This is a genomic window from Lignipirellula cremea, from assembly GCF_056501455.1.
Genome location: NZ_CM151415.1, coordinates 3746385 through 3772996, shown reverse-complemented (window position 1 = coordinate 3772996; position 26612 = coordinate 3746385). Strand labels below are relative to the sequence as shown.

Genomic DNA, 26612 nt, shown 5'->3' with positions numbered 1-26612 from the left:
GTCACGCCGGCGTTTTCTCAGAACCGAAACGCCTGGACGATCCCCCGAGCCCTGCGAGTCTCCGCTATTTCAGGCGATCATTCGGATTGCGCTGGGCGATGCGAGTTCCGGAGAACGTCCTGATGATGCTCATGCGGCACGAGTCCCATGACGCCATCCGGAAGCACCACCCGCAGCTGCGAGCTCAGGACGTCGCTGAGCTAATCTACCGCTATTGATCAATCCGGAAGGAGTTTCTGATGCCAGTCCTAGCACTCGACTCGCTCACAGACACAATGCTTTGGAAGCGTCTCTCCTCTGGATTCGCCGAGACGGAGCATCGCGATGTAGCGTCGGAGCTAACGACGAAAGTGCGCGAGGCCTGCAGAACGGCATCTGAACGAATTAAACCATTCGCCTATTTCCATCCGGAGTTTACTGTTCACGATCGAGATCATCTCCTCCGAGTGACGGAACTGATGGCGATAATCTTGGGCGATGACTTGGAGAAACTGAACGCGATAGAAGTCTCGTTGCTTATCCTGTCCGCGTTCTTCCACGATCAGGGCATGGTGCCCGAGGCCGAAGAGTGGACGAGGATCCAAGACTCGTCGGAGTACCGATTGTCATTTGACCGGTGGGAGATCGACCATCCGAATCTGCGCGAGATTCGCCGTCAACTCGACGACCCTCGGTTTACCTCGCAAGAAAAGCAGGGCTTGTCGGCAAAGTTGCAGCAGCACCTCGACGCGCACCGCACGCACTTCCTTCGGGTTACGCACGGCGAGCGCGCCGAACAACTCGTTCAGAGTCTCTACGCGGCCGGCAGCGATCTATCGGTGGCAGGCACAAGCTTGGCTTATTTGCTGGGTCGCCTCTGCGTTTCGCACGTAATGCCCGCCGCGAGGCTAACGGACGAGAATGGATTTCGACTCGACGCCGCAATAGGACGCCATAGGGTCAATGTCCGCTTCCTCGCGTTGATACTACGTCTCGCAGACATTTTGGATTTCGACCGAGACAGGACCCCAACTCCTTTACTCCGAACAATAAGCTTTTCCAGTGCCGTTAGCCTGCTGGAATGGTCGAAGCATCGGTCAGTCGAGGGCTGGGAGATCTCGTCAAAGCGAGTCCGCTTTACGCTCGCCTGCGAGCATCCTGCATATCAAAAGGCGGCATATGAATTCATGGACGCAATCGACTTTGAGCTTGGCGAGTCGCATCGCGTCGTAGACGAGTTCCCTCGCGATACACCTATCCACTACCGACTTTCGTTGCCGCGCAAAGTCGACCGCGATCGTATCGGCCCGCGAAATAGCTCGTACCGCTACGCCGATCTAGAATTCGGGTTATCGCGAGATGAGGTCGTGAAGCTGCTTATGACAGACAAGCTCTACAGAATGAACTCGCTATTTGTCCGAGAGCTGATCCAGAACAGCCTAGCAGTCCGTTGATTTCCCTGTTCGCGAGAGCCTGAGCGTTCAAAAGGTCGCTGAGCGTCGAGGCATCAGGAGCGGGAGCCGGACGGCGACCGAGATGCTTAAGATCGCTCGATGCGATCCGACGGCGAAATCAGCGAAGCTGGAGAGCCCAAACGCGGCGGAAAGCGCTGCTCCCAGTTCTCCGAACTGTTTCGGCTTACCGGCGCCGAGGAGTTGGCGCAGGATCCGTCCCAAGTTGTAAGCGACGGCGGCGACGAGGTAGCGCTTGCGGATCTTGGCCAGCCCGCGAAGCCAGGTTCTCCTGCCGCCGCCCGTTTCGAGCACGTGCGCGAACGTCCGCTCGACCTTCTCGCTTCGTAGACGCTGCAGCCTGCGACCGCGACGTCCGCGCGCGTTCCGGCGATTGCGACGATAGGCCGCCTGACGACTCGGCGGCTTGCGTTTTCGCTTCCGAGACTTCGCTCGCTTCGGCTGCGGAATATACGTCCGCACGTGCGTCTCGTGCTGCAGCCGGTCGAGCGACTCTTCGCTGTGATAGCCCTTGTCCGCCGCGACCTCTTCCACGTCGCAGCCCGTGCCCGCCTCGCGCAGGTTCGTTCGCGCGGCGTTCACGGTATCTTCGATCGTCCGGCAGTCGCCGGCGGTCCCTTCGTAGACTTCCGCCGCGACGATCACGTCCGTCTCCAGATCGACGGCGTGTTCGACCTTGTACTTGAGATGCGTGCGACCGTCCTTCATCTTCCCGATCCGAGCGTCGGGATCGTGCGGATTGACCCACTCGTCGTTGGAGACCTTCTTGTCCTTCCGCTTCCTGTCGAAGCGGCGCAGCTCCTCGTCGTCCGGGTCGCTTACGCCCGTTTCGGCTTCGTAGAGCTTGCGAACGTACTCCTGCCAGTCGTCGCCGTTCTCCCGGCGGACGATCGACTTCATCGAAGCGTTCGCTTCGAGATCGCTGGCGTCGACGCCGAGCGTTTTGCCCTTGAGCAGACCCTTCTCGTGGCAGAGGCCGAGAACCAGGTCGAACGCGAGCTGATGGATCTCCAGCGGCAGCCGGTTTCGCGTCAGCGTGAGCGTCGAATGGTCCGGCGTCTCCTCGCCGGGACCGAAGCCCAGGAAACGGGCCAGCGAGCGACTGTCGTCGCAGCGCCAGGCGATGCCGCGCTGGCTGTCGATCCCCTCGAAGTAACCGATGAACAGCATCCGGAAGTAGACGCCCGGCGCCAGGCTCTTTCGCCCCGTCGTTTCGTAGTACGGAGCGGCCGCCTCTTCGAGCCGTCCGTCGAATTCGATCTCGGCCAGCAGCCCGTTCAGACGGTCGTAGAAGACGTTTCGCGGACCGCTCCCCAGCTTGTCCGTCGGAACCCAGAACGTCCCCTGCGTCTCCCGCTTCCGCTTGCCCAAGCCCATCGCGATTCCTCCCCCGCGTCGAGATCACGCGAGGATAGCGCAGGCAGGGCGAAAATCAACGGGCTGCTAGATGCCTTGCGGCACAGGGTCGCCACACATGGAAAGGGGCATCCGGACTGGGAAGGAGGGCGAGTTGAGCTTCAACACTTCATCGACTCATCTGGTCATCAGGTTGTGCGTTGTACTGACAATGGCATTGGCATGGATGAGTCGATCGTGCGCAACTTCTTGACCAATGCAGGACGAAGTTACTATCGTTCGCCGGAGTTTGCGCAGCAGCGGATTGCGTTTCGAGCGAACGGCGTCGATTTCGATCCCTGCTCGCAGTTCGGCATCGGTTTCATGTCGTGCTTCATGTTCGGTGATCGAATTGGGATAAAAACGCGCCGAGACTACGGACCCGGCAGAGGGTACGGAGACCCGTTGGAAATCGAGATCAACGGCCTTGGAGGCCTGCTAGTTATTCGCGACGGCCATCCTGAACAGCCGGTCGGGACTGCGGTTGAGGCTACGGGACCTCGAAAGCCTACCTTCCTCGACGAGCAGGCAGATGAGGTAATGCTTTGCGCGGTGGCCCGGGGATATGCGTTAGCAACAGAATTCCCGATCGCCGCCAAGACTTCCGTGGAGGAAATCGCCAACGATGTAGAAATTCCGATCAAGCCGGCATACAGAAAGACAGGACTCGAGGAAGCGGGCGTTACGAGCATAAAGCTGATCGAATACGCCTTAAGCGAGGCCGATCCGAGACTCGGCGGAACTATACGGATCGGGCTTCTCAAGGATGACAAAGGAAATCCGGCAATCAAAAACTCCGAAGCAGCTTTTGAGGTGAAAGAAAAGGGCAAGGAGCATAAGCTTTTCTTGACGATCGGGGACAAGAGCACTGAGTATCAGAGTTCGCACCGGGAGTCGGCGACGTGTATGGATGGCATACTCGTATGCGGACAGCCAGGACGCGAAGACGACAGTGACGAACTGGCGTATAGCCTAGGTTGGGGCGGAAGCCCGCTCCATCTGGGCGATCCGTTCGTGGTAGACATTCGCGGTGACCTAAAACCGGTGCTCACGCCCTCCCGGACCCCTCCCGACCGAAGCTGGCACAGCGATTCCACCTGGACCAAAGTTAGTGACCTTCTCCGATTGGCACACGCAAAGGCATGGCTTCCGGTATTGCATGCGACGCGTACGGGACTATCGCAGGAGGATTTCTGGCGTTTGTCGATGATGCACCGTGCACCCGTGCATCTCATGCGAGGAACGGACCTATGGGACTACCTCCATGTGTCAATCCTCGAGTCCGAGAGCGATGCGGAAGCGACTTGGCTACCGCTATCAGCGATAGGGGAAGTAGAAGCCAGCGTTGACGGAGATCGGAACCACCGTGAATTGATATTTAGAAACAGGATGGGGATGAGGATCGCGTTCGGAACGAGCGTAAGCCGATGGCTAGGCGCTGGGTACGGAGACATAGAAACAAAGGTCGCACGGCTCCTGCTACGGTTCGCAGAAATTGACCTGGTCGCAGATAAACCGCGAGTGTCTATCGTGCGCCCGCGAGTAGCTGAGATCAACGAATCGGACTTGGGGATCGAAGAACGTCGAATGTCCTACGTGCCTGTGGTCAGCTACACAGGAAAGGCAGAGGGATTAGTCTCTGTGCAAGGAAGCTTCCGAAGCGCAAACCGCGAGCACCCGTTGGTAAGGTTCGTACAGGAGTTCCAGCACACTAAGTATCGAGACTGCTCGGACTTCCAACATTTTTGTGCCAGTGCGGTCTGGATGCTCAGTGACAAAGAGTGCCTAACAGCCCGTTGATTTTCGCCCTGCCTGCGCTATCCTCGCGTGATCTCGACGCGGGGGAGGAATCGCGATGGGCTTGGGCAAGCGGAAGCGGGAGACGCAGGGGACGTTCTGGGTTCCGACGGACAAGCTGGGGAGCGGTCCGCGAAACGTCTTCTACGACCGTCTGAACGGGCTGCTGGCCGAGATCGAATTCGACGGACGGCTCGAAGAGGCGGCCGCTCCGTACTACGAAACGACGGGGCGAAAGAGCCTGGCGCCGGGCGTCTACTTCCGGATGCTGTTCATCGGTTACTTCGAGGGGATCGACAGCCAGCGCGGCATCGCCTGGCGCTGCGACGACAGTCGCTCGCTGGCCCGTTTCCTGGGCTTCGGTCCCGGCGAGGAGACGCCGGACCATTCGACGCTCACGCTGACGCGAAACCGGCTGCCGCTGGAGATCCATCAGCTCGCGTTCGACCTGGTTCTCGGCCTCTGCCACGAGAAGGGTCTGCTCAAGGGCAAAACGCTCGGCGTCGACGCCAGCGATCTCGAAGCGAACGCTTCGATGAAGTCGATCGTCCGCCGGGAGAACGGCGACGACTGGCAGGAGTACGTTCGCAAGCTCTACGAAGCCGAAACGGGCGTAAGCGACCCGGACGACGAGGAGCTGCGCCGCTTCGACAGGAAGCGGAAGGACAAGAAGGTCTCCAACGACGAGTGGGTCAATCCGCACGATCCCGACGCTCGGATCGGGAAGATGAAGGACGGTCGCACGCATCTCAAGTACAAGGTCGAACACGCCGTCGATCTGGAGACGGACGTGATCGTCGCGGCGGAAGTCTACGAAGGGACCGCCGGCGACTGCCGGACGATCGAAGATACCGTGAACGCCGCGCGAACGAACCTGCGCGAGGCGGGCACGGGCTGCGACGTGGAAGAGGTCGCGGCGGACAAGGGCTATCACAGCGAAGAGTCGCTCGACCGGCTGCAGCACGAGACGCACGTGCGGACGTATATTCCGCAGCCGAAGCGAGCGAAGTCTCGGAAGCGAAAACGCAAGCCGCCGAGTCGTCAGGCGGCCTATCGTCGCAATCGCCGGAACGCGCGCGGACGTCGCGGTCGCAGGCTGCAGCGTCTACGAAGCGAGAAGGTCGAGCGGACGTTCGCGCACGTGCTCGAAACGGGCGGCGGCAGGAGAACCTGGCTTCGCGGGCTGGCCAAGATCCGCAAGCGCTACCTCGTCGCCGCCGTCGCTTACAACTTGGGACGGATCCTGCGCCAACTCCTCGGCGCCGGTAAGCCGAAACAGTTCGGAGAACTGGGAGCAGCGCTTTCCGCCGCGTTTGGGCTCTCCAGCTTCGCTGATTTCGCCGTCGGATCGCATCGAGCGATCTTAAGCATCTCGGTCGCCGTCCGGCTCCCGCTCCTGATGCCTCGACGCTCAGCGACCTTTTGAACGCTCAGGCTCTCGCGAACAGGGAAATCAACGGACTGCTAACGGCACTGGCGACGCGCTGCGAAGGCGGCAGGCGCTTCCGCCGGCTGGGAAAGATATTCGCTTCGCTCGACTGGTCGCGTCATGATCAGTCTCTCGCGCCACCGTATTCAGTTTGGACAGGAGAGGGTGGAATCGTGGAGATTAGGGACCTGGATTTTGAGCGATGGGCAAGCCTTCCTTCGGATCAGTAGCCGACACAGCAGACCTTGCGTATCGCCGATGTTGGAGTCGTAGTGGGACGGTCGACGCAGCAACCTGTGTTGATCGACGTAAGTCTTTGGTAGATAAGTAGCCGAGGCGGGACTCGAACCCGCATGCTCCTTACGGAACGAGGGATTTTAAGTCCCTTGCGTCTGCCAATTCCGCCACTCGGCCGGCGATTCGTCGCGAGGTGCAGCCGCGACGGATAAGAGACGAGACCCGGAATGGGCGCTCGCAGGTTCGCGACGCAGCGCGGCAGGAGTCGCGATAAGACGTTCCGGCCTGCCGCAGGCGTGCGAGCGTCGCATCGTACCGATCGCTCCCTACGCCGACAACACGAGGAACGAACGCGACCGGGCAGGCTTCGACGCGCGGCAGGCTTGGAAGTACGGGCAGCGAACGCCCGTGCGTCAATCTCGCTCGAAGAGACGGTCGTCCTCGCCGTCGCTGCCGGGAGCGCTGCGGTCGGACAGCGGGGGACCGCTGCGCGGACCGGGAGGGCGATCGTCGGGGCCTCGCGCTTCGTCATCCGGACGACGCGGCGGGGGCGGAGGGAACGAGGGAGGCTCGAACGGGCCGCGCCCCCGTCCGAAGCGATCCAGGCCGGAGCCTCCTTCCCGCCGCATCGACGGGAACGGCAGGTTCGGCTGCGGTCCGAGGTAACCGCGCAGGTCGTCCACGTCGAGTTGTTCGTCGTCCCGCAGCCGGCGCTCATTCGCTAAATAGATGAACTCCAGCCGGCGATGAAGCTCTTCCGGCGGCAGCTTGTCGAGTTCCGCACGCACCCGGGCGGTGAGTCGGTCGCGGTAGAACGCCTCCAGCTTCGATCGATCGACGCTGGGGCTCATCCGCGCGGTGACGGCCGCGCGCATCCATTCGTCGAGCAGCCGCAGCTTCGTCGCGGGCTCGCCCGCCTGCTCGAACGCCGCGCGCGTGGTCTTCGTCAGCGATTTCGACAGCCGAGCCAGGTCTTCGTCCGAGGGGGCGGGGATCGGCAGACCGTCGTTGCCTTCGGAGTAGCGGCGGTAGGTCACGATCGTCCAGATCCAGCGATCGTCGCGACCCATTCGCTGCAGCCGCGACCAGGCGTCGGGAGAGATCCGCGCGCGGAACCGCTGTTCGTTCTCCTCCTCGTAAACGTAGTCGCGCAGCCAGGTCACGATCGCCTGGTGATCCTCCGGCGTCACTTCCACGCTGACGAGTCGCGCGAACTGTCGGGCCTCTTCCGACTTCATCAGTTCGCGGACCTTCGCCAGCAGTTCGTCCGGCTCCGATGCGAGCGTCTGGAGGGTCGCCCGATCTTCGGGAGTAAGCGTGCTGACCCATTGCCGGTACTGCCGGGCGACGCGGAGCAGATCTTCGCCCTCCAGATCGACGAGCAGCGCCTGGTGCAGATCGCGCAGTCGCGCGCGATCCTCCTGCGGCAGCGCCTCGAAGCGGCTCATGCGGGAGGAAAGATCCTCGCGCTCCGGCGCCGACATCCGGTCGATCCGCGCCTGGACCTGCTCGGGCGTCAGGGATCCGATCGGCGCCAGGTCTGGGCCCGTCAGTTCCTCGGTCGGATCGACGGCGGCCTCTTCTTCCGGCGTCGAGGCATCGCTCGGGGCGAAGGCGGCGAAGGTCGTTCCGTCGAAGGTGCCCTCGTTACGAAGCTGACGCAGGAAATCGATGTCGCCCGCCCAGTCGTAGGCGTCGTAGTTCTCCAGAATCGGGAACTCGCGAATCGCCTCCCGTTCGGGAAGCGACTGGCGATTCCGCTGCCAGGCGAAGCCGAAAGCGCCGGCGGCGATCAGGCAGACGAGCATCAGCGCCGCAGGCAGCAGCCGTCGGAAGTCGAACGAACCGGCGTCCGGGCGCCGGCGGTAGTCGATCGCGGCGATCTCGACCGTCGTGCGGGCGAAGTCGGGACGGACCGTCGAGATCGGCAGATCTTCGAGCAGATCGAACGTCCCCTGCAAGGCCTGCATCTCCGCGCGGTAGAGGTCGTCGGAAAGCATGCGTGCCTCGACGCGCGCTGCCTCTTCGGCCGGGAGTTCCCCGTCTAGATACGCGACCAGGTCGCGGCGATCGTCATCGGTAAGCGAAGCGGTATTCATGCGTCGAAGGCTTCAGTCGGCATCGTCAGGCGGAGCGGCGTGCGGACGTCGACCCTGTTCGACGTACGGTTCGAGCATCGCCTTCAGATTGAGACGCGCACGAAACAGGAGCGACTTCACGGCCTGGACCGAAAGGCCCATCGTGTCGGCGACGTCCTGGTAACTCATGTTTTCGAACTTCGTCAGCAACAGCGCCACGCGCTGCCGCTCGCTGAGCGAGTCGAGGGCCAGGCGGACCATCTGCCCCGCCTCGGCCTTATCGAGCCGACGCGCGGGCATCCAGCCGCTGTTCGCCTGGGCGAGCCCCTCGATGCCGCCGGGCGCCGAATCGGTGGAGGAATCCCGTTCTGCCGAGACCTCTTTACGACGCGAGCGACGCCGAATCGCGTTCTTCGCGACGTTGTGTGCGATGGTGAAGACCCACGTCGAAAATTTCGCGTCCGCGCGGTAGGTCTTCCGGGCGCGAAAGACGCGGAGGAACGTCTCCTGGACCAGATCCTCCGCCTGATCGCGCCCGTTGCCGGTATGTTCGAGGACGGTCAACAATCGATTCTGATAGCGCCGGACGAGCTCTTCGAAAGCGAAAGCGTCGTCGTCCCGCACGCGCAGCATCAACCGGGCGTCCGGATCGATCGCCGACTCGATCGGCGAGGCGCCGGACGGCGTCAATTCATCGGACGGTCTGTCGACGACGCCGCTCGGCGTCGGGGTCATTCCGCTCGGAGACGGATTCGGGAATACCAACGTCAAAAGTCCGCTCGCGAACGATCCGATTCACGCTGGCCGAAGGGCCGATTCATCGCAGTCGAATGGTCGACCGAGTCCTGACGGCATGCGTCGCAGGGATCAGACCGATCGACGTACGCCGCCGCTTCCTATCATAACGCGTCCCCCGACGCGGGAGCCGTCGCGGATTCGCTGCCTGCTTCTTCCTTAACCGCGAGCGAGGCGGAAGGTTGCGACGCGATCGCGACGTCTGCTGGAAAGAGGTTGCGCTGCTTCGACGGTTGCGGTTCCGCCCCAGAGAATCGCTCGGATGCCGTTCGCTCCCTCTCTTGCCTGATCCTCATGGTCGATCGCTCCCCTACCGATTCATCGCACGATTCATCGCAGACGCTTCCTGCGAACAGCCGGACGCCCGCGATCCGGGTGCGCCGCCTCAACGACCAGGCGATTCGGGAGGAGGGGAAGTATGTCCTGTACTGGATGACCGCCTTTCGCCGGATGGACTGGAACTTCAGTCTGGATCTGGCCGTCGACTGGGCGCGCGAGCTGAATCGCCCGCTGCTCGTGTTCGAGGCCCTCCGTACGGACTATCGCTGGGCCAGCGATCGCTTCCATCAGTTCGTGCTGCAGGGGATGCGCGACAACCTGAAAGCGGCCCGCGCGGCGGACGTCGCCTACTTTCCCTTCGTCGAAGAGCGACGCGGTCAGGGGAAGGGCCTGCTGGCCGCGCTGGCGGCGGAGGCGTGCCTGGTCGTCGGCGACGACTTCCCGTCGTTCTTCCTGCCGAAGATGCTGAAGGCGGCAGCCGATCAGATCGACGTGCCGCTTTACGCCATCGACTCCAACGGGCTGCTGCCGCTGCGTGCGACCGATCGGATCTTCTCCCGCGCGGTCGACTTCCGTCGGTTTCTACAGAAGACGCTGCCCCCGCATCTCGAGACGCATCCGCGGGAGCGACCCTTCGGCGCCGCCCTGCCGCAATTGAAAGAGTTGCCCGCGACGATCGCGAAGAAGTGGCCTTCGTTCGGCGAGCGACTGGAAGGCGAAGACTGGGACCTCTCGCAGTTCCCGATCGACCACTCCGTCGAGGCCGTCGACGAACCGGGAGGTTCCGTTGAGGCGAAACGCAAGTGGAAGCGTTTCCTCGACGCTCGGCTCGACCGGTACGGCGAGGATCGCAACGCGCCGGACCGCCGCGGCGCGAGCGAGCTGTCGCCCTACCTCCACTTCGGCTTCTTCAGCGTGCATCAGGCGTTCCACGACCTGATCCGGAGAGAGAACTGGACGCCGGAGAAGCTTGCCCCGAAAGCGACCGCGAAGCGCGAAGGCTGGTGGGGGATGAGCGAGCCGGTCGAAGCCTTCCTCGACGAACTGATCACCTGGCGGGAGATCGGGTTCAATCGCAGCGCCCTGGCGGGGACAGAAGGCGAAGGCGACGAAGAACGGTTCGAGTCCCTGCCGGACTGGGCCAGGAAGACGCTGACCGAGCATGGTCGCGACCGGCGGAACCCGACGTACACGCTGGAAGAACTGGAGCGGGCGCGAACGTACGATCCGCTTTGGAACGCTTCGCAGCGGCAACTCATCCGCGAGGGGCGGATTCACAATTACCTGCGAATGCTGTGGGGCAAGAAGATCCTGGAATGGACCGAGTCGCCCGAGCAGGCGCTGGAGTTCATGATCGAACTCAACAACAAGTACGCCCTCGACGGTCGCAACCCCAATTCCTACTCCGGCATCTTCTGGGTCCTGGGCAGGTACGATCGGGCGTGGGGTCCGGAGCGACCGATCTTCGGCAAGATCCGCTACATGTCTTCCGAGAACACCGCCCGCAAGCTCCCGGTCAAAGAGTACCTTGCTCGTTACGGCCCGGACGAAACGCCGCATTGATGGCGCCCCAGCCAAGGGAAATCTATGATCTTGCCTGCCTGTCGAACGGAACCCCTGCCGGGGCGTCAGTTCGCGATCCTGCTGGGCGATCGGGAACGGACGCGATGGCGCTTCGACGACGAGACGCCGCGGCCCTGCTTCTTTCCGATCGCGGGACCTTCGGGAACCTGCCTGACTCGCATGGGTCACCCGGGCGCTCCGAACCACGACCACCATCGCTCCGTGTGGTGGGCCCACAACGCAGTCGCAGGCGTCGACTTCTGGTCCGAGGGAAAGACGCCGCGGATTCGTCAGCGGGAATGGCTCGCGATCGAAGACGGCGAAGAGGAGACCCGCTTCGCCGTCGCTCTCGACTGGCTCGACGGTCACGATCCCGCGCCGTTGCTGCGGCAGGAGATGATCGCCTCGGCCCGGCTGCACGAGGGGGGCGAGTGGACGCTCGAATTGCAGTCGACCTGGACCGCTCCCGGCGCGACGGAGTTAGCCAAAACGAACTTCGGCTTTCTGGCCGTGCGGGTCGCGAAGCATCTGTCGGAACAGTTCGGCAGCGGCGTCATGACCGGGGAGACCGGAGCCCAGGGCGAGGCGGCGCTGTTCGGAAAGCCGAGTCGTTGGATGGACTATTCCGGTCCCGTACCCGCGCAGGCCGGCGTCGATTTCGAGAAGGAGGGGATCGCCTTCTTCGACCACCCGCAGAACCATGGCTCGCCGGCGAACTGGCACGTCCGGTCAGACGGGTGGATGGGTCCGTCGTTCAATCGCAACGGGCCGCTTGCACTCGGGCCGGAGCGACCGCTGACGCTGCGTTACCTTCTCTGGATGCATCGCGGCGACGGCGATCCGTCGCGGCTGCTACCGAAGTACGAAGCCTTCGCCGCGACGACTGCCCTCTCCGTAATCGCCTCGTCGAAGCCGCACGTTCTGCGGGAAATCGTGCGGCGAAGCGCCTGAGTAACGCCGACCGATCAGCGGCGAGTTTCGCTGGGGCTTTCCGCGCGAACGGTCGACTGTCGCAGCAGATCGATCTGCCGGCGGAGATTGTCAAGAATCGACGATTCGCCTCCTTCGTCGCCGACTTCCTCCTTGCGGGCCGAATCGACGGTCGACGTGCCAACTCCGGGAGACGCGATCGGCGAAGACGCCGGTTCTGAAGCCGCTTCGAGCCGCGATTCGGAAGGCGAAGTGACTGCTTCAAGCGGCGAGTCGACCGCGCCTGAACTCGGCTGCTCCACCGCCGGACTGCGACGATCCCCGAGGCGGCGATTCGGCCCCGCGTAAGTCTCGGGAGCGTCTGTCGCCCGGCGGCCGCGTCCGGTCGGCGCATGCGCCGCAGCCGTTTGCGGAGCGAGATTCGGTACGGGTAGGATCGGCGTCGCCGGGGTCTGCGAGAGAACGGCGAGTTGTGCCGGATCGGCGATGCGATCGACGCCGCGTCGGCCCGAGTTGCGATCGGCGGGTCGCAGATGGGGCGGCAGATAGTCGGTCACGCGACGTCCCCGTTCCCGTTGCAGCGGCATGGCGAGAACGATCGCGCCGGCGCATCCGAAGGCGCCCAGCAGGCCGGCGGCCAGCACGATCTGCATCTTCCCCGGACCGACCGGGCCGTCGCTGGGAACGGGCGGACCCATCGTCGTGAGCAGACGCGCCGAACTGGCCGCTTCGTAGCTGGCCTTCGCGTCCGAAAGTTTCTTGTCCGCCAGTTGCAGCGCTTCGCTGCGCTGCGTGACGATCGCGACGAGGTTCCCGTAGTCGGCCCGCATGCCGGCGAGTCGAACCAGTCGATCTTCGACCTCTCCCTGCTGTCGCTGGAGATCGCCGAGGCTCGCCTGGACGACGCGGATTTCGTCTTCGAGGCCCAGCATCGCGCCTTCCAGCTCGCGCAGGACGTTCCGCCTGGTCTCATTCTCCGTGGCGATCGCGGAGAGAAGTTCCGGATGCCCGGGATTCAACTTGCCCACCAGCGTCGCGCGGCGGAGCTGTGCATCGACGAGACCGTCCTTCAGCCGTCGCAGTGCGGGCTGCGCTTCGAGCAGACGATTCGGCGTCGCGACGAAGCGCTCCGGCTCCGCCTTGGCGGCCAGGAGAATCTTCCGAAGCTCTTCCTTTTCGGTTCGGTCGGCTTCGAGCAGTCGGACCTCGGCCCGGATCTGGTTCAGCGTCGTGCGGAGATTGCTTTCTCCGCCGCCCGATTCGTTGAGGACTCGCAGCTCGCCGAGGTCGCTGCCGACCTGGCGCTCGACGTCGTGCAGCTTCTCGGTCGCCTGTTTCAATTCGGCCTGAGCCAGTTCGACGGTCCGCGCCATTTCGGCGATGACTTCGCTCGCACGTTCGCGGCGAAGCTGACGGAGATGAAGATCGACCTGATCGCAGAGCGCGGCCACCAGCTTCGACGCGCGAACGGCGTTCGGCGCCCGCACGGTGACGTACATCACCTCCGACTTTCCGAACTCCAGACCCTTCGGCGCCGACACGCTCACGTCCTTGAGGAACGCGTCGATTTCGCCGTCGTTGGGGAACTCGTCGAAGCGGAAGTAGGCCGGCGGAGGACCGACTTCGGCGAGCGCGGCAGCGACCGTTTCGCGCTGTCGCGCCACTTGCAGCGCCGTTTCCTGGGCGCTCTTCAGCGCGTCGGCGCTTTCGAAGCGACCCTGCCGGGTCAGTTCCCCGATCGCTTCGTCTCGCAGTGCCGTCGCCTGGGTCGATTCCCAGACCGGTTTGCGCGTCGCCGCGTAAGCCAGACCGACGGCGCCGCAGACGACTGCCGAAACGACGATCCACCGCCAGCGTTTCTGCAAGGCGAGCGCAGCGTCGCGGACGCGAACGGGAAGGCGGGTCTCGAGGGAGGTCATCGTCGGATCGTCAGGTCGAGAGGCGGGGCGTCGTCGCAGCGCGACAAGCGTAGGTCGCCCTCTCCGCGAAAATGGTGCGAAACCTTGGATGGTCCTCTTTCATCGGTCCGAAGAGTCGGGATATGCTGGCACTTGCGGTTACGCCTGCGCGGCGAGGGCGCCAGGATCGGCTCCCCCTCGCGGTAGGGCGTCACGGCGGATAAGAACGACGTTTCCGCACGTCGTCTCTTCGCGGTCCGCCCTCCGCGCGGCTCTGCCGTTCGCCTTTCCCGCCCGAACGGCTCGTTACGGACGCCCTGAGAACTCGACTATCGAATTGACCAAGCCGAGATCGTGAAGTTTTTCACGATCTTTCTCCTCCGCCTTTCCGTGGGCAGCGCATCCGCCGCCCGCAAAAAAGTCGCCCATGATCCGAATTCGTCGCGGTCTGAACGTCCCGCTCGCGGGCGCTCCCGAACAGACGATCTCCGACGCTCCGAAAGTGGCCCAGTTCGGGCTCGTCGGGTCGGACTATCTCGGCCTGAAGCCGACGATCGAAGTCGCGGAGGGCGATCGGGTCCGCCGGGGGCAGACCCTCTTTACGGATAAGAAGAACCCGGACGTTCGCTACACGTCGCCCGTCGCCGGCAAGGTCGTCGGGGTCAATCGCGGGGCGAAGCGCCGCTTTCAATCGCTGGCCATCGAACGCGAAGGCGATGACGAGGTCGATTTCACGGAATACCGCGGCGACGTCGCGTCGCTCCCGGGCAAACTCGTCACGCAGGGACTGCTGCAATCAGGGCTCTGGACGGCGCTCCGAACGCGACCGTTCAACAAGGTTCCCGTTCCGGGGACGCAGCCCCACGCGATCTTCGTGCAGGCGCTCGAAACGCAGCCGCTCGCCGCGGAAGCGAACGTCGTCCTCGAGGGCCAGCACGACGCCTTCCGTGCGGGACTGATCGCGCTCAGTCAACTGACCGTCGGGAAGGTCTACGTCTGTCACGGCTCGAACTTCGCCGTCACGCGGGATGCCTCGCTCGACAAGCGGATCGAGTACCACGAATTCGTCGGGCCGCATCCCGCGGGTCTGCCCGGCACGCACATGCACTTCCTGGCGCCGGCATCGCCCAAGCGGACGAACTGGTTCCTGCACTACCAGGACGTCGTCGCGATCGGACGCCTGTTCCTGGAAGGTCGGCTGTCGACGGAACGCGTCGTGCCGCTCTGCGGTCCGCGAGCGATTCGCCCGCGACTGGTTCGCGTTCCCCTCGGCGCCGACTTGCTGCAGCTTTGCGCCGGCGAGGTCGAAACCGAAGGCGTCCGTCTGGTCGCAGGTTCCGCCCTGTTCGGTCGCACCGTGCAGCAGCCGGAGCACTTTCTCGCCCGGTACAGCTACCAGGTCACGGCGTTGCTCGAAGGGTACGCTCGCGAGTTTCTCGGCTGGCAGATGCCGGGCCTGGACAAGTACTCGATCAAGCCGATCTACCTCGGAACGGTTCTGGGCGCGGCGAAGCGTTTTCCGCTCACGACGTCGACCCAGGGCAGCAAGCGGGCGATGGTGCCCGTCGAGTCTTATGAACAGGTGATGCCGCTCGACCTGCTGCCGACGCAGTTGCTCAGGTCGCTGATCATCGGCGACACGCAGTCCGCGCAGGACCTGGGGTGTCTCGAACTGGACGAGGAGGACGTCGCGCTCTGCACGTTCGTCTGTCCCGGCAAATACGACTACACCGCGTTGCTCCGCGAGAATCTGACGCGAATCGAACTCGAAGGCTGATCGACTGACGCAGGCGTCGCATCGCTCGCTCTTCGATCGCTCACGACCCGGAACCAGGAATCGTTCATGAAGCCCCTTCGCAGCCTGCTGGACCGGATGCATCCGCTCTTCAGCGAGGGCGGCAAGTTCGCGTGGGCCTACCCGGCGTACGAGGCGCTCGACACGTTTCTCTACACGCCCGGCGAGGTCACGCACGGCAGGACCCACATCCGGGACGCGATCGACCTCAAGCGCCTGATGACGATCGTCGTCGTGGCGCTGGTGCCGACGATCTTCATGGCCCTGTACAACACGGGCTACCAGGCGAATCTCGCCATCGAACGCGTCGTCGACTCGGGGCTGGTCTCCGAATCGGACAAGGCCTCCGTCGCGTACGGCTGGCAGGGCGACGTGATGGCGATGACCGGGGTCGGGTTCGACCCGAGCAGTCCGATCTCGAACCTGCTCTACGGCGCCATCTTCTTCGTGCCGGTCTACTTCGTGACCGTCGCGGCGGGCGGAACGTGCGAGGCGATCTTCTCGATCCTGCGCAAGCACGAAATCAACGAAGGCTTCCTCGTCACGAGCATGCTCTTTCCGTTGACGCTGCCGCCGACGATTCCGCTCTGGCAGGTCGCGATCGGGATTATTTTCGGCGTCGTGATCGGGAAGGAAGTCTTCGGCGGAACCGGAAAGAACTTCCTCAACCCGGCGCTGACCGCCCGAGCCTATCTCTACTTCGCCCACGCTCAGGAACTCTCGGGCGACAAGGTCTGGACCGCGGCGGACGGTTACAGCGGCGCCACGATCCTGGGAGCGGTCGCGTCTCAGGCGGGCCAGTCGATGGACGTTCTGAACCGCATTCCGCAGCTCTATCAGGGCAAGCCGATTCCGGGAGCCGACGGCCCCTTCGTCAACAGCATCTCGTGGATGGATTCGTTCCTCGGCTGGGAGCCGGGATCGATGGGCGAAACGTCGACGCTCGCGTGCCTGATCGGCGCGGCGATCCTGATCCTGACCGGCGTCGGATCGTGGAGGATCATGGCCGCCACCACGATCGGGGCAGTCGGACTGAGCGCTCTGTTCTGGTGGCTGGGCAGCGAAACCGTGTCGATGTTCCAGATGCCCCCCTGGTGGCACCTCGTCGCGGGCGGCTTCGCGTTCGGCACGGTCTACATGGCCACGGATCCCGTCTCGGCCTCCATGACGCGAGGCGGAAAATGGATCTACGGGATACTCATCGGCGCGCTGACGATCGTGATACGCGTCGTGAACCCCGCCTATCCCGAGGGAATCATGCTCGCGATCCTGCTGGGCAACGTCTTCGCTCCCGTGATCGACTACTTCGTCGTCCAGGCCAACGTCAAGCGGAGGGCGCTGCGCTATGAATCGTGATTCCGTATTCGGCACGATCGTCGTCGCGCTGGTCCTGAGCCTGGTCTGTGCGACCGTCGTTTCGACGGCTGCCGTCGCGCTGCGGCCGATCCAGGCGAAGAACGCTGAACTGGAACGTCGACGGAACATCCTGCTCGCCGCGGGACTGTACGACGCCGACGATCCGGCCAAGCGCGACATCGAGGAACTCTTCAAGCAGGTCGAGACCCGTCTCGTCGATCTGGAGTCGGGCGATTTCGTCGAAGGCGACGCCGCGACGTTCGACGCCGAGCAGGACGCCAAGAAGGACGAGACCGGAAAGGCCATCGCGCCCGAGGAGGACCTCGCCGGGATCAAGCGCCGCTCGAAGCTCGCCGCGATCTACCTGATCAGCGACGAGAACGGCGACCTGATGCAGTACGTCTTCCCGATCAAGGGGAAGGGGCTCTGGTCGACCATGTACGGCTTCCTGGCTGTCGAGCCGGACCTTCGCACCGTGAACGGCATCACCTGGTACAAGCAGGGCGAAACGCCGGGCCTGGGCGGCGAAATCAGCTCCCAGTGGTTCATGGACGAATGGCCGGGCAAGAGCATCTACGGCCCGGAAGGCTTCGTCGAGGACGAAGAGTTCGGCAACGTCGAAGTTCGCGTCATCAAGGGGAACGCCGAGCCGGGACACGAGTACCACGTCGACGGCATCTCCGGCGCGACGATCACGGCGAACGGCGTCACGAACACGATGCGGTACTGGTTCGGTCCCGACGGGTTCGGACCCTTCATCGCGAAGCACGCTCCGAACGCGGGATCCGACGGATCCGGCGATTCCGCTGAACCTCCTGCCGATCCCGGCAAACCGATCGACTCGCCCGCCAATCCGGCGAACGGAGGCTGACACCGATGGCCGCTCCGAAACTATCCGGCGTCCTGCTGGACCCGATTTTCAACAACAATCCGATCGCGCTGCAGATCCTCGGGATCTGCTCCGCGCTCGCGGTCACCACGCAGCTCAAGACGACGATCGTCATGTGTATCGCGGTGACGCTGGTCACGGGGTTCTCCAACCTCGCGATCTCGTCGATTCGCAACTACATCCCGTCGAGCATCCGCATCATCGTCCAGATGACCGTGATCGCCTCGCTCGTGATCCTGGTCGACCAGCTCCTCGCGGCATATCAGCCGGAGATCAGCCGGACCATGTCGGTCTTCGTCGGGCTGATCATCACGAACTGCATCGTGATGGGGCGGGCGGAAGGCTTCGCGATGAAGAATCCCCCGCTCATCAGCTTCGTCGACGGAATCGGAAACGGACTCGGCTACAGCTTCGTGCTCCTCGTCGTCGGCTTCGTGCGGGAACTGCTCGGATCGGGCAAGCTCCTCGGCTTCCAGATCCTGCCGATCTACGCCGCGCCGCAAGTCATCGGCGAGTCGGCCACCGGCTGGTACACGCCCAACGGCCTGATGCTGCTCTCCCCCAGCGCGTTCATTCTGATCGGAATCCTGATCTGGATCCTGCGCAGCGTGAAGCGAGACCAGATCGAGCAGGAAGGTTGATCCTTCCCGCGGAACCTTTCTTGCGAAATGACGGAAGCTAGCCCCCACCAGAGATCGCGAAGATGTTCGAACACCTGATCAGCCTGTTCGTGAAGGCGGTCTTCATCGAGAACCTGGCGCTGGCGTTCTTTCTCGGGATGTGCACGTTTCTCGCCGTCTCGAAGAACGTAAAGACCGCGCTGGGACTCGGCGTCGCGGTGATCGTGATCCAGGGCATCACGCTGCCGGCGAACAACCTCGTCTTCCAGTACCTGCTGAAACCGGGCGCTCTCGCCTGGCTGGGGGAGGACTACGCCAGCCTCGACCTGAGCTTTCTCGGGCTCATCAGCTACATCGGCATCATCGCCGCGATGGTGCAGATCCTGGAGATGACGCTCGATCGGTTCGTCCCGGCGCTTTACGTGGCGCTCGGCATCTTCCTGCCGCTGATCACGGTCAACTGCGCCATCCTGGGGGGCACGCTCTTCATGGTGGAACGGGACTACAACTTCGTCGAAAGCTGCGTCTACGGCGTCGGCACCGGCACGGGCTGGGCCCTGGCGATCGTCGCGCTTGCCGGCATTCGCGAAAAGATGAAGTACAGCGACGTGCCCGGACCGCTCCGCGGACTCGGCATCACGTTCATCACCGTCGGGCTGATGGCGATCGCCTTTATGGCGTTCGGCGGCATCAGCCTGTAAGAGCACGACCCCGAAGGAGCGGCCCCCTCCAAGCGCTCCTTCCGTTCGTCCGGTTCACTCCGCGTTCAATCGACCGACCATGGACCTTTCGCAGATTCTCTATCAGGTCGGATTCGGCGTCGGCATGTTCACCGTGGTGGTGATCGCTCTCGTCGCGCTGATCCTCGCCGCGCGGTCGCAACTGGTTGCGACCGGCGACGTCAACATCGTGGTCAACGACCAGAAGCAGCTCACCGTCCCGGCGGGCGGCAAACTGCTCGGCGTGCTCGCGGATAACGGCATCTTCGTCTCCTCCGCCTGCGGCGGCGGCGGCACCTGTGCCCAGTGCAAGGTGAAGATCTTCGAAGGGGGCGGAGAGATCCTCGCCACCGAGAAGAACCACATCAACAAGCGGGCCGAAAAGGAGGGCTGGCGCCTGTCGTGCCAGGTCGCGGTCAAGCAGAGCCTCAAGATCGAGGTGCCGCCCGAGGTCTTCGAAACGAAGAAGTGGGTCTGCACCGTTCGCAGCAACGACAACGTCGCCACCTTCATCAAGGAGCTGGTCCTCGAACTCCCCAAGGGAGAGGAAGTCGGCTTCAAGGCGGGCGGCTACATCCAGATCGAAGTCCCGCCCCACGTGGTGGAGTACAAGGGCTTCGAGGTTCACGAGCGCTTCCGCGGCGACTGGGACAAATTCAACCTCTGGCGCTATATCTCCAAGGTCGACGAGACCGTCATTCGCGCGTATTCCATGGCGAACTGGCCGGGCGAAAAGGGCATCATCATGCTCAACGTCCGCATCGCGAGCCCGCCCCCCCGCGCTCCCGACGGCATCCCGCCGGGGAAGGTGTCGTCGTACATCTTCAACCTGAAGCCGGGCGACAAGGTCACGATCTCCGGCCCCTACGGCGAGTTCTTCATCAAGGATACCGACGCCGAGATGGTCTACATCGGCGGCGGCGCCGGTATGGCCCCCCTCCGCAGTCACATCTTCGAACTCTTCTTCAATCGCAAGACCAAGCGAAAGGTCTCCTTCTGGTACGGCGGTCGTTCGTCGCGGGAGCTCTTCTACGTCGATCAGTTCCGCAAGATCGAGCAGGAGTTCCCCAACTTCCAGTTCAACATCGCCCTGTCGGAACCGCAGCCGGAAGATAACTGGACCGGGTACAAGGGGTTCATCCACCAGGTGCTGCTGGAGAACTACCTGAAGAATCATCCGGCGCCCGAAGATATCGAGTACTACATCTGCGGTCCGCCGATGATGAACGCGGCTGTCTTCAAGATGCTGGACGAACTCGGCGTCGAGAAAGAGAACATCGCCTACGACGACTTCGGCGGTTGATCCGGTCCGTCATGCTCCTTCCCCCCGGCGCCGGTCAGAGTTCCCGATCTCGACCGCTTCCTGTCGCGGCCGCCGCGATCCTGCTTGCATCGTTCGCGGCCTTCCCGGGCTGCGGCGACCCTCCGAAGCCGGAACCTGTCGCGCTGTCCGGCAGCACGATGGGGACGACGTACGAGGCGAAGTTCTTCGGCGTCGAGACTGACGAGGGAATAGCCTCCCTCGGCGAGGCGATCGAGGCCGAGCTGGAAGAGGTCAACCGGCAGATGTCGACCTATCTGCCCGACTCGGAAATCTCCCGCTTCAACGCGAGCGATTCGACCGACTGGTTCCCCGTTTCCGCCGAGACCGAACAGGTCGTCCGACGATCGCTGGAGATCGCCGCGGAGAGCGACGGAGCGTTCGACCCCACGGTGATGCCGCTGGTTCGCCTGTGGCGATTCGGACCCGATAAAGAGAAGCAGCCGGAGTTCCCTAGCGACGAGGCGATCGCGGCGGCGAAGGCTCACGTCGGCTACGCCCTGGTCTCGACCCGACCCGATCCCCCGGCGCTCCGGAAAACGGACCCGCAGGTCGAAGTGGATCTCTCCGCGATCGCCAAGGGACACGGCGTCGACCGCGTCGGCGAAGCGCTGCGAAGCGCGGGCGTGGAATCCTGGTACGTCGAGATCGGCGGCGAAGTCCTGACCTCCGGCTCCAAGCCCGACGGCGCTCCTTGGATCCTGGGAATCGAGACGCCGTCCGAACAAGGTCGCAGCGCCGGAACGTTCGTGCGAGTCGTCGGCGAGGCGCTCGCCACCTCCGGTGACTATCGCAATTTTTACGAGGTCGACGGCGTTCGCTACTCGCATACGATCGATCCCGTAACGGGACGCCCCGTCGATGCGTCGCTTGCTTCGGTCAGCGTCCTGGCGAAGAATTGCGCCGACGCGGACGGTTACGCCACGGCGCTCTCCGTGCTGGGCGAAGAACGGGGCATGCGTCTGGCGGAAAGCGCCGGAATCGAGGCCATGCTGATCCTCCGAGAAGGAGCGTCCTTCCGCACGAGGCAGACTTCCGGTTTCGAGGAACGCGTCGTCGGCCCCTGAAACGCTCCGACGACTTGGATCGACGAGCGCACGCAGTACAGCCCGACCGAGGACCCTGACATGCTCTCCACCATTCTCATCGCGTTCGTCGTCTTCGCGCTCGCGGCGCTCGCGATGGCGGTCGGCGTCATCGTCTCCGGCAAGCAGATCAAGGGCTCGTGCGGCGGCCTGGCGGGCATGAAGGATGCGAACGGCGATTCGGTCTGCATGTCCTGCTCGCGGCGCACCGAAGGCTGTCGCGAGCGCGGGAGCGACGTCGAGGAAGACTCCGTCGCCTGAGTTCGTCGCGTCTCGTCGCCTTTTCCCGTCGCCGATCCGCTCCTGCACCGATGCCGCAGCGACGGCGGTCGGGATCGTGCCGGTTCCGACGATTCCTCCGGTCGATCGCTGCGTCCGCGCACTCTTCGGGCTGCTCCGGTCGAAAATGGGCGGTCGTTCGTTGACCCCTCCCCGCAGGCGACCTAGGTATTCGAGTGAGACGCGCTGGCGGATTCGTCCGCTGGGAATAGGCGCGCCTCAAGACCCTCGAATGATCGCGGCCGGCCATGGAATACCTCTATCTCGTCGGAGCCGGGCTCGCGGGCGCAGCGATCGGACTTCTGGTCGCCAGGCTCGTGCGTCGGCGTCCGGAAATCTCGCCGCAGGTGCAGCGAGAGACGCTGGCCCGGTTGCAGACCGTCGCGAAGTCGCTGGCGACCGACGTGGGCGACCATAACGAGCGGATGCAGCAGATCGCGGACGTCCTGATGGAGAAGGAGCTCGCCGAATCGACCGACGTTCTGCTCGCCGTTCGCGAGATCCTGGAAGCCAGCGACCAGCTCAAGCGGCGCCTCGGCGACGCGGAGAAGCGTCTGGACGAGCAAGCCGAACTCCTGCAGGAACAATCCCGGGCGGCGCGCACCGACGTCCTGACCCAGGTTCCGAACCGCCGGGCTCTCGATGAACGCCTGCAGGCGCGGCTCGAAGCGCTCAAACAGAAGAACGAACCGAGCAGCCTGATGCTGCTCGACGTCGACCATTTCAAGAAGTTCAACGACCAGCATGGTCATCTCGTCGGCGACGACGCGCTGAAGATGGTCGCGCAGGCGCTCTCCGTCGCCGCAGGCGACGCGTTCGTGGCCCGATACGGCGGCGAAGAATTCGCGGTCGTCTTTCCTTGCCAGTCGGCGGAATCGTCCCGCTCGGCCGCGGAACTCATTCGGGCGAACGTCCGTCAGATGCCGGTCCGGCACGGCGATACGATGCTGACCGTCACGGCGAGCGCGGGACTCGCCCAGCTTCGCCCCGGGGAGAGCGTCGCGGAATGGCTCCGCCGGGCCGACGAGGCTCTCTACGAATCGAAGAAGCGCGGCCGCGACCAGGGCCACTGGCGCTCGGGCGACCAGTTCGTCCCCTTCGTCGCCGAGCGTGCCGAGTCGCGCAGCCGCAGCGAGAGGCCCCGCCAGGAAAGCGATAGCGGACGCGGCTCCGATCCGATCACCGGCCTGCAGAACAAGGAGGGGTTCGACTCCGCCCTCGCGGCGATCGTCAGCTCCGTCGCCGCGAAGGGCCAAAGCGGCGCCGCGATGGCGATCCGCCTCGACGGCTTCTCCAAGCTCGTGGAGACCTGCGGGTTCCGCGCCGCCGAGGTCGCGCTCAAGACCACGACGCAGTTCCTCAAGGCGACGATGCGGGACACCGATCGCATCGGGCGCTACGGGCAAGACACGTTCGCCCTGGCGCTGCAGGATTCGACCCTGGAAGACGCCGAGCGCGTCGCCGAACGGCTCCGCGTCGCCATCGGCGGATGCAGCGTCGTGCTGGGCAAGAGCTCGGTCAGCTTCACGATCAGCTGCGCGATCACGCCGATCCTGCTGAACGATCAGGGCGCCAGTCCGATGGACCGTTGCCGCGAAGCGCTCGAGTCGACCGGCCTGCGGGGCGACGTCTCCGTCGTCCACGACGGTCGCAAGATCTTCGACCTGGCGACCTCCGCCGCGGCCGAAGAGACCGTCGGCGTATAGGCGCGGCGTTACCGAAACCTCGGGGGACTTTCATCCCCCGCTCAGGACTAGATCGATCGCTTAGAGATAGCGATTGATCAGGTTCTCGAGCATCTCCTGACGCCCGCTGGCGTTGGCGGCGGGTTCGCCCTTCTCGAGCATGAACTTCTCCAGCGACGCGAAGTTCGCCTTCCCCTGCTCGATCTCGGCGCCGATGCCGGAATCCCACGACGCGTAGCGCTGCTGCACGAAGCCTTCGAGCTCGCCGTCCTCGCGGATCGCGGCGGCGATCTTCAGCCCCCGGGCGAACGCGTCCATGCCGCCGACGTGGGCATAGATCAGGTCGAGCGGCTCGAAGCTTTCCCGGCGGACCTTCGCGTCGAAGTTCACGCCGCCCGGCGCGAGCCCGTACTTCAGCAGCACGAGCATCGTCTTCGCGGTCAGGTAATAGTCGGTCGGGAACTGATCGGTGTCCCAGCCGAGCAGCAGGTCGCCCGTGTTGGCGTCGATCGAACCGAGCGCCCCCTGCATGCCGGCGTATTCCAGCTCGTGCATCATCTCGTGACCCGCCAGCGTGGCGTGGTTGGTCTCGATGTTGAGCTTGAAATGGTCGAGCAGATCGTACGCCCGGAGGAAGTTGATGCAGGCCGCGGCGTCGCTGTCGTACTGGTGCTTGGTCGGTTCCTTCGGCTTGGGCTCGATCAGGAACTGGCCCGTGAAGCCGATCTCCTTGGCGTAGTCGACCGCCATGTGGAAGAAGCGACCGAGGTGGTCGAGCTCCCGCTTCATGTCCGTGTTGAGGAGCGTCTGGTAACCCTCGCGTCCTCCCCAGAAGACGTAGTTCTCGCCCCCCAGTTCCTTGGTGACTTCCATCGCCTTCTTCACCTGCGCCGCGGCGTAGGCGTAGACCTCGGCGTTGCAGGTCGTCGCGGCGCCGTGCATGAAGCGGGGGTTGGAGAACATGTTCGCCGTGCCCCACAGTAGCTTGACGCCGGTGCGTTCCTGCTCTTCCTTCAGGACTTTGGCGACGGCGTCGAAGTTCTTGTTCGACTGCCGCAGCGACGAACCTTCCGGCGCCACGTCCCGATCGTGGAACGCGTAATAGGGAGCGCCGAGCTTCTCGATCAGTTCGAAGCAGACGCGGGCCCGGTTGCAGGCGTTCTCGACCGAGTCGCTGCCGTCGTCCCACGGTCGGACCATCGTGCCGGGGCCGAAGGGATCGCTGCCCGTCCCGCGGAGCGTGTGCCAGTAGACGACGCTGAACCGCAGGTGGTCCTTCATCGTCTTCCCCTCGACGACTTCGTTCTCGTCGTACCAGCGGAAGGCGAGCGGATTCTTGCTCTTGGGCCCTTCGTACTTGATCTTCGGAATGTCGGCGAGCGCGGGCGTCGGCACGGCGAATCGTCCTGGGAGAGGAAGACGGCGGAGGCGTTGGATCGAAGACCCGCTATGTTCGCAGACCCCTGACGTACCGGCAAGAACGCCAGGCGCTTCGTCGACGCAGGTACGCAAATTCGCAATCGACGGTGAAAAGTCTTAAGATCCGGAAACAGCGGCCGAATACGCGCCAGGCGCGGGTTTCCCGACCCCGCTCCTTTTCGTCAGGAGACTTCGCGATGAACCTGCGGCGACGTGACGTCCTGCGACTGACCACGGCGAGCCTCCTCGGCGCCGGCGTCTCTCCCTGGTTCTCCCGCCTGGCGGCGGTCCGTGGGGACGAAGTCGCCCAGAGGAAGCGGTCCTGCATCCTGCTCTGGATGGCGGGCGGACCGAGCCAGTTCGAAACCTGGGATCCGAAGCCCGAACACGCGAACGGCGGCGACATCGGCGCCATCGAAACCAACGTGCCCGGCATGCGGATCAGCTCGCTGCTGCCGGAAATGGCGAAGCGCGGCGACAAGCTGGCCATTGCGCGCGGCATGAATACGCGCGAGGGCGACCACGATCGCGGCACCTACCTGATGCACGTCGGGCGAGTCCCGGGGGGTCCGGTTCGCTATCCCTCGCTCGGCGCTTACCTGTCGAAGGCGCTCGGTTCGCCCGACAGCGACCTTCCTTCTTTCGTGACCGTGACGCCCGCGGTCGGTCTCAGCCCCGCAGCGTTCGGCCCCGGATTCCTCGGTCCGCGATACGCTCCGCTTTCGGTCGCCGCCTCGGGAGGGTCCGCTCCTGAAGGCGAAGGGGAAGCCGGCGCCGCGCCCGCGCCGCGACTGCGCGTGGAAGACCTGCTGCCCGACGGTTCCGTGCCGCTCGATCGACGGGAGAAGCGGCTCGCGTTGCTGAACTCCATGCAGCAGTCTTTCGCGGAGCAGTACGCCCAGGAAGCCGCGCTTGCGCAAAGGACGATCGTCGACAAGGCGATCCGCCTGATGCGCAGCTCGGCCAGCGACGCGTTCGATATTTCGAAGGAGCCCCAGGCCGCTCGGGAACGGTACGGTTCCAGCCTGTTCGGCCAGGGCTGCCTGATGGCCAGGCGGCTGGTCGAGACGGGCGTGCCGTTCATCGAGGTCGCGCACGGGGGCGGCGGGCTCGGCTGGGATACGCACGCCCAGCACAAGCCGGCGCTGGAACCGCTCTGCGGCGATCTCGATCGCGGCATGTCGGCGCTGATCGACGATCTGGCCGAGCGGGGGCTGCTGGAAACGACCACGATCGTCTGGATGGGCGAGTTCGGACGGACCCCCAGAATCAACGATATGGCGGGCCGCGACCACTTTCCCGACGCCTGGAGCGTCGCCTTCGCCGGCGCCGGCATCAAGACGGGCCAGGTCTACGGCAAGACCAGCGAGGACGGGACGACCGTCGTCGACGGCCAGATGAACGCCGCCGATCTTCACTCCACGCTCTGCACGGCGCTCGGCATCGATCCTGATCTGGAGAACGATTCCGAAGACGGACGCCCCATCAAGCTGGCCGAGGGACGCGCCGTGACGGAATTGCTTGCGTAGCACGCGAGTTTACGGCGTGCGTGCCCGAGGCTATGCTGACCCCGCCGATCCTGGCGACAGCTT

Annotated in this window: 20 protein-coding genes and 1 tRNA gene; 15 read left to right on the top strand and 6 right to left on the bottom strand. The window is 64.1% G+C overall.

From position 1 onward, the window contains the following. Nucleotides 1–239 precede the first annotated feature (239 nt). Nucleotides 240–1433 (top strand): HD domain-containing protein, encoded by a 1194-nt coding sequence (locus SH602x_RS14930; protein ID WP_479473062.1) that lies wholly within the window; start codon nt 240–242, stop codon nt 1431–1433. A gap of 27 nt (nt 1434–1460) precedes the next feature. Here SH602x_RS14930 and SH602x_RS14925 read toward each other — a convergent pair whose 3' ends face one another. Beyond that, the gene (locus SH602x_RS14925; RefSeq protein ID WP_479472661.1) at nt 1461–2828 is read right to left on the bottom strand and encodes a transposase; all 1368 of its coding nucleotides are present in this window, start codon (nt 2826–2828) and stop codon (nt 1461–1463) included. Nucleotides 2829–3029: 201 nt separating this feature from the next. Between SH602x_RS14925 and SH602x_RS14920 the strand changes: the two genes are divergently transcribed. Together SH602x_RS14920 and SH602x_RS14915 are read left to right on the top strand one after the other, a co-directional pair. Next, nucleotides 3030–4646: a hypothetical protein gene (locus tag SH602x_RS14920; protein ID WP_479473061.1), complete on the top strand. Its 1617-nt coding sequence runs from the start codon at nt 3030–3032 to the stop codon at nt 4644–4646. Between the two features lie 55 nt (nt 4647–4701). Then, nucleotides 4702–6069 carry a transposase gene (locus SH602x_RS14915; RefSeq protein ID WP_479472661.1) on the top strand — a complete coding sequence of 456 codons (1368 nt, stop codon included), beginning with the start codon at nt 4702–4704 and terminating at the stop codon, nt 6067–6069. 331 nt (nt 6070–6400) lie between these two features. Here the strand turns inward: SH602x_RS14915 and SH602x_RS14910 are convergent. From SH602x_RS14910 to SH602x_RS14900, 3 genes are all read right to left on the bottom strand, one after another. After that, nucleotides 6401–6486, bottom strand: a tRNA-Leu gene (locus SH602x_RS14910). 236 nt (nt 6487–6722) lie between these two features. Then, nucleotides 6723–8408: a hypothetical protein gene (locus tag SH602x_RS14905; protein ID WP_479473060.1), complete on the bottom strand. Its 1686-nt coding sequence runs from the start codon at nt 8406–8408 to the stop codon at nt 6723–6725. 12 nt (nt 8409–8420) lie between these two features. After that, entirely contained in the window at nt 8421–9122 is a 702-nt protein-coding gene (locus tag SH602x_RS14900) for an RNA polymerase sigma factor (RefSeq protein WP_479473059.1), read from the bottom strand. Between the two features lie 354 nt (nt 9123–9476). Between SH602x_RS14900 and SH602x_RS14895 the strand changes: the two genes are divergently transcribed. Together SH602x_RS14895 and SH602x_RS14890 are read left to right on the top strand one after the other, a co-directional pair. Further along, complete coding sequence (locus SH602x_RS14895; protein ID WP_479473058.1) at nt 9477–11024, top strand: deoxyribodipyrimidine photolyase; 1548 nt, start codon at nt 9477–9479, stop codon at nt 11022–11024. 24 nt (nt 11025–11048) lie between these two features. After that, nucleotides 11049–11975, top strand: a complete 927-nt coding sequence (locus SH602x_RS14890; protein ID WP_479473057.1) for a DUF6807 domain-containing protein — start codon at nt 11049–11051, stop codon at nt 11973–11975. A 14-nt stretch (nt 11976–11989) separates the two neighbouring features. Here SH602x_RS14890 and SH602x_RS14885 read toward each other — a convergent pair whose 3' ends face one another. After that, complete coding sequence (locus tag SH602x_RS14885; protein ID WP_479473056.1) at nt 11990–13873, bottom strand: GumC family protein; 1884 nt, start codon at nt 13871–13873, stop codon at nt 11990–11992. A 406-nt stretch (nt 13874–14279) separates the two neighbouring features. On the opposite strand from SH602x_RS14885, the gene SH602x_RS14880 reads away from it, so the two are divergent. From SH602x_RS14880 to SH602x_RS14840, 9 genes are all read left to right on the top strand, one after another. Beyond that, nucleotides 14280–15629 (top strand): Na(+)-translocating NADH-quinone reductase subunit A, encoded by a 1350-nt coding sequence (locus tag SH602x_RS14880; RefSeq protein WP_479473055.1) that lies wholly within the window; start codon nt 14280–14282, stop codon nt 15627–15629. Between the two features lie 66 nt (nt 15630–15695). Next, entirely contained in the window at nt 15696–17003 is a 1308-nt protein-coding gene (locus SH602x_RS14875) for an NADH:ubiquinone reductase (Na(+)-transporting) subunit B (RefSeq protein ID WP_479473054.1), read from the top strand. Further along, complete coding sequence (locus tag SH602x_RS14870) at nt 16993–17874, top strand: Na(+)-translocating NADH-quinone reductase subunit C (RefSeq protein WP_479473053.1); 882 nt, start codon at nt 16993–16995, stop codon at nt 17872–17874. The genes SH602x_RS14875 and SH602x_RS14870 overlap by 11 nt, the downstream gene beginning before the upstream one ends. Before the next feature lie 5 nt (nt 17875–17879). Further along, complete coding sequence (locus SH602x_RS14865; protein WP_479473052.1) at nt 17880–18533, top strand: NADH:ubiquinone reductase (Na(+)-transporting) subunit D; 654 nt, start codon at nt 17880–17882, stop codon at nt 18531–18533. A 62-nt stretch (nt 18534–18595) separates the two neighbouring features. Next, nucleotides 18596–19213 carry an NADH:ubiquinone reductase (Na(+)-transporting) subunit E gene (gene nqrE / locus SH602x_RS14860; RefSeq protein ID WP_479473051.1) on the top strand — a complete coding sequence of 206 codons (618 nt, stop codon included), beginning with the start codon at nt 18596–18598 and terminating at the stop codon, nt 19211–19213. Between the two features lie 79 nt (nt 19214–19292). After that, complete coding sequence (gene nqrF, locus SH602x_RS14855; protein ID WP_479473050.1) at nt 19293–20534, top strand: NADH:ubiquinone reductase (Na(+)-transporting) subunit F; 1242 nt, start codon at nt 19293–19295, stop codon at nt 20532–20534. Nucleotides 20535–20545: 11 nt separating this feature from the next. Then, a complete protein-coding gene (locus SH602x_RS14850) occupies nt 20546–21619 on the top strand; it encodes an FAD:protein FMN transferase (RefSeq protein WP_479473049.1) in 1074 nt (357 codons plus the stop codon). A gap of 60 nt (nt 21620–21679) precedes the next feature. Beyond that, on the top strand, nt 21680–21898 hold the full coding sequence (gene nqrM / locus SH602x_RS14845; RefSeq protein ID WP_479473048.1) for a (Na+)-NQR maturation NqrM: 219 nt from the start codon (nt 21680–21682) through the stop codon (nt 21896–21898). A 266-nt stretch (nt 21899–22164) separates the two neighbouring features. Further along, the gene (locus tag SH602x_RS14840) at nt 22165–23622 is read left to right on the top strand and encodes a GGDEF domain-containing protein (RefSeq protein ID WP_479473047.1); all 1458 of its coding nucleotides are present in this window, start codon (nt 22165–22167) and stop codon (nt 23620–23622) included. 60 nt (nt 23623–23682) lie between these two features. On the opposite strand, the gene xylA is transcribed toward SH602x_RS14840, so the two are convergent. Next, the gene (xylA, locus tag SH602x_RS14835; protein ID WP_479473046.1) at nt 23683–24996 is read right to left on the bottom strand and encodes a xylose isomerase; all 1314 of its coding nucleotides are present in this window, start codon (nt 24994–24996) and stop codon (nt 23683–23685) included. 221 nt (nt 24997–25217) lie between these two features. Here xylA and SH602x_RS14830 point away from each other — a divergent pair, with 221 nt between their 5' ends. After that, nucleotides 25218–26549: a DUF1501 domain-containing protein gene (locus SH602x_RS14830; protein WP_479473045.1), complete on the top strand. Its 1332-nt coding sequence runs from the start codon at nt 25218–25220 to the stop codon at nt 26547–26549. Nucleotides 26550–26612: the final 63 nt, after the last annotated feature.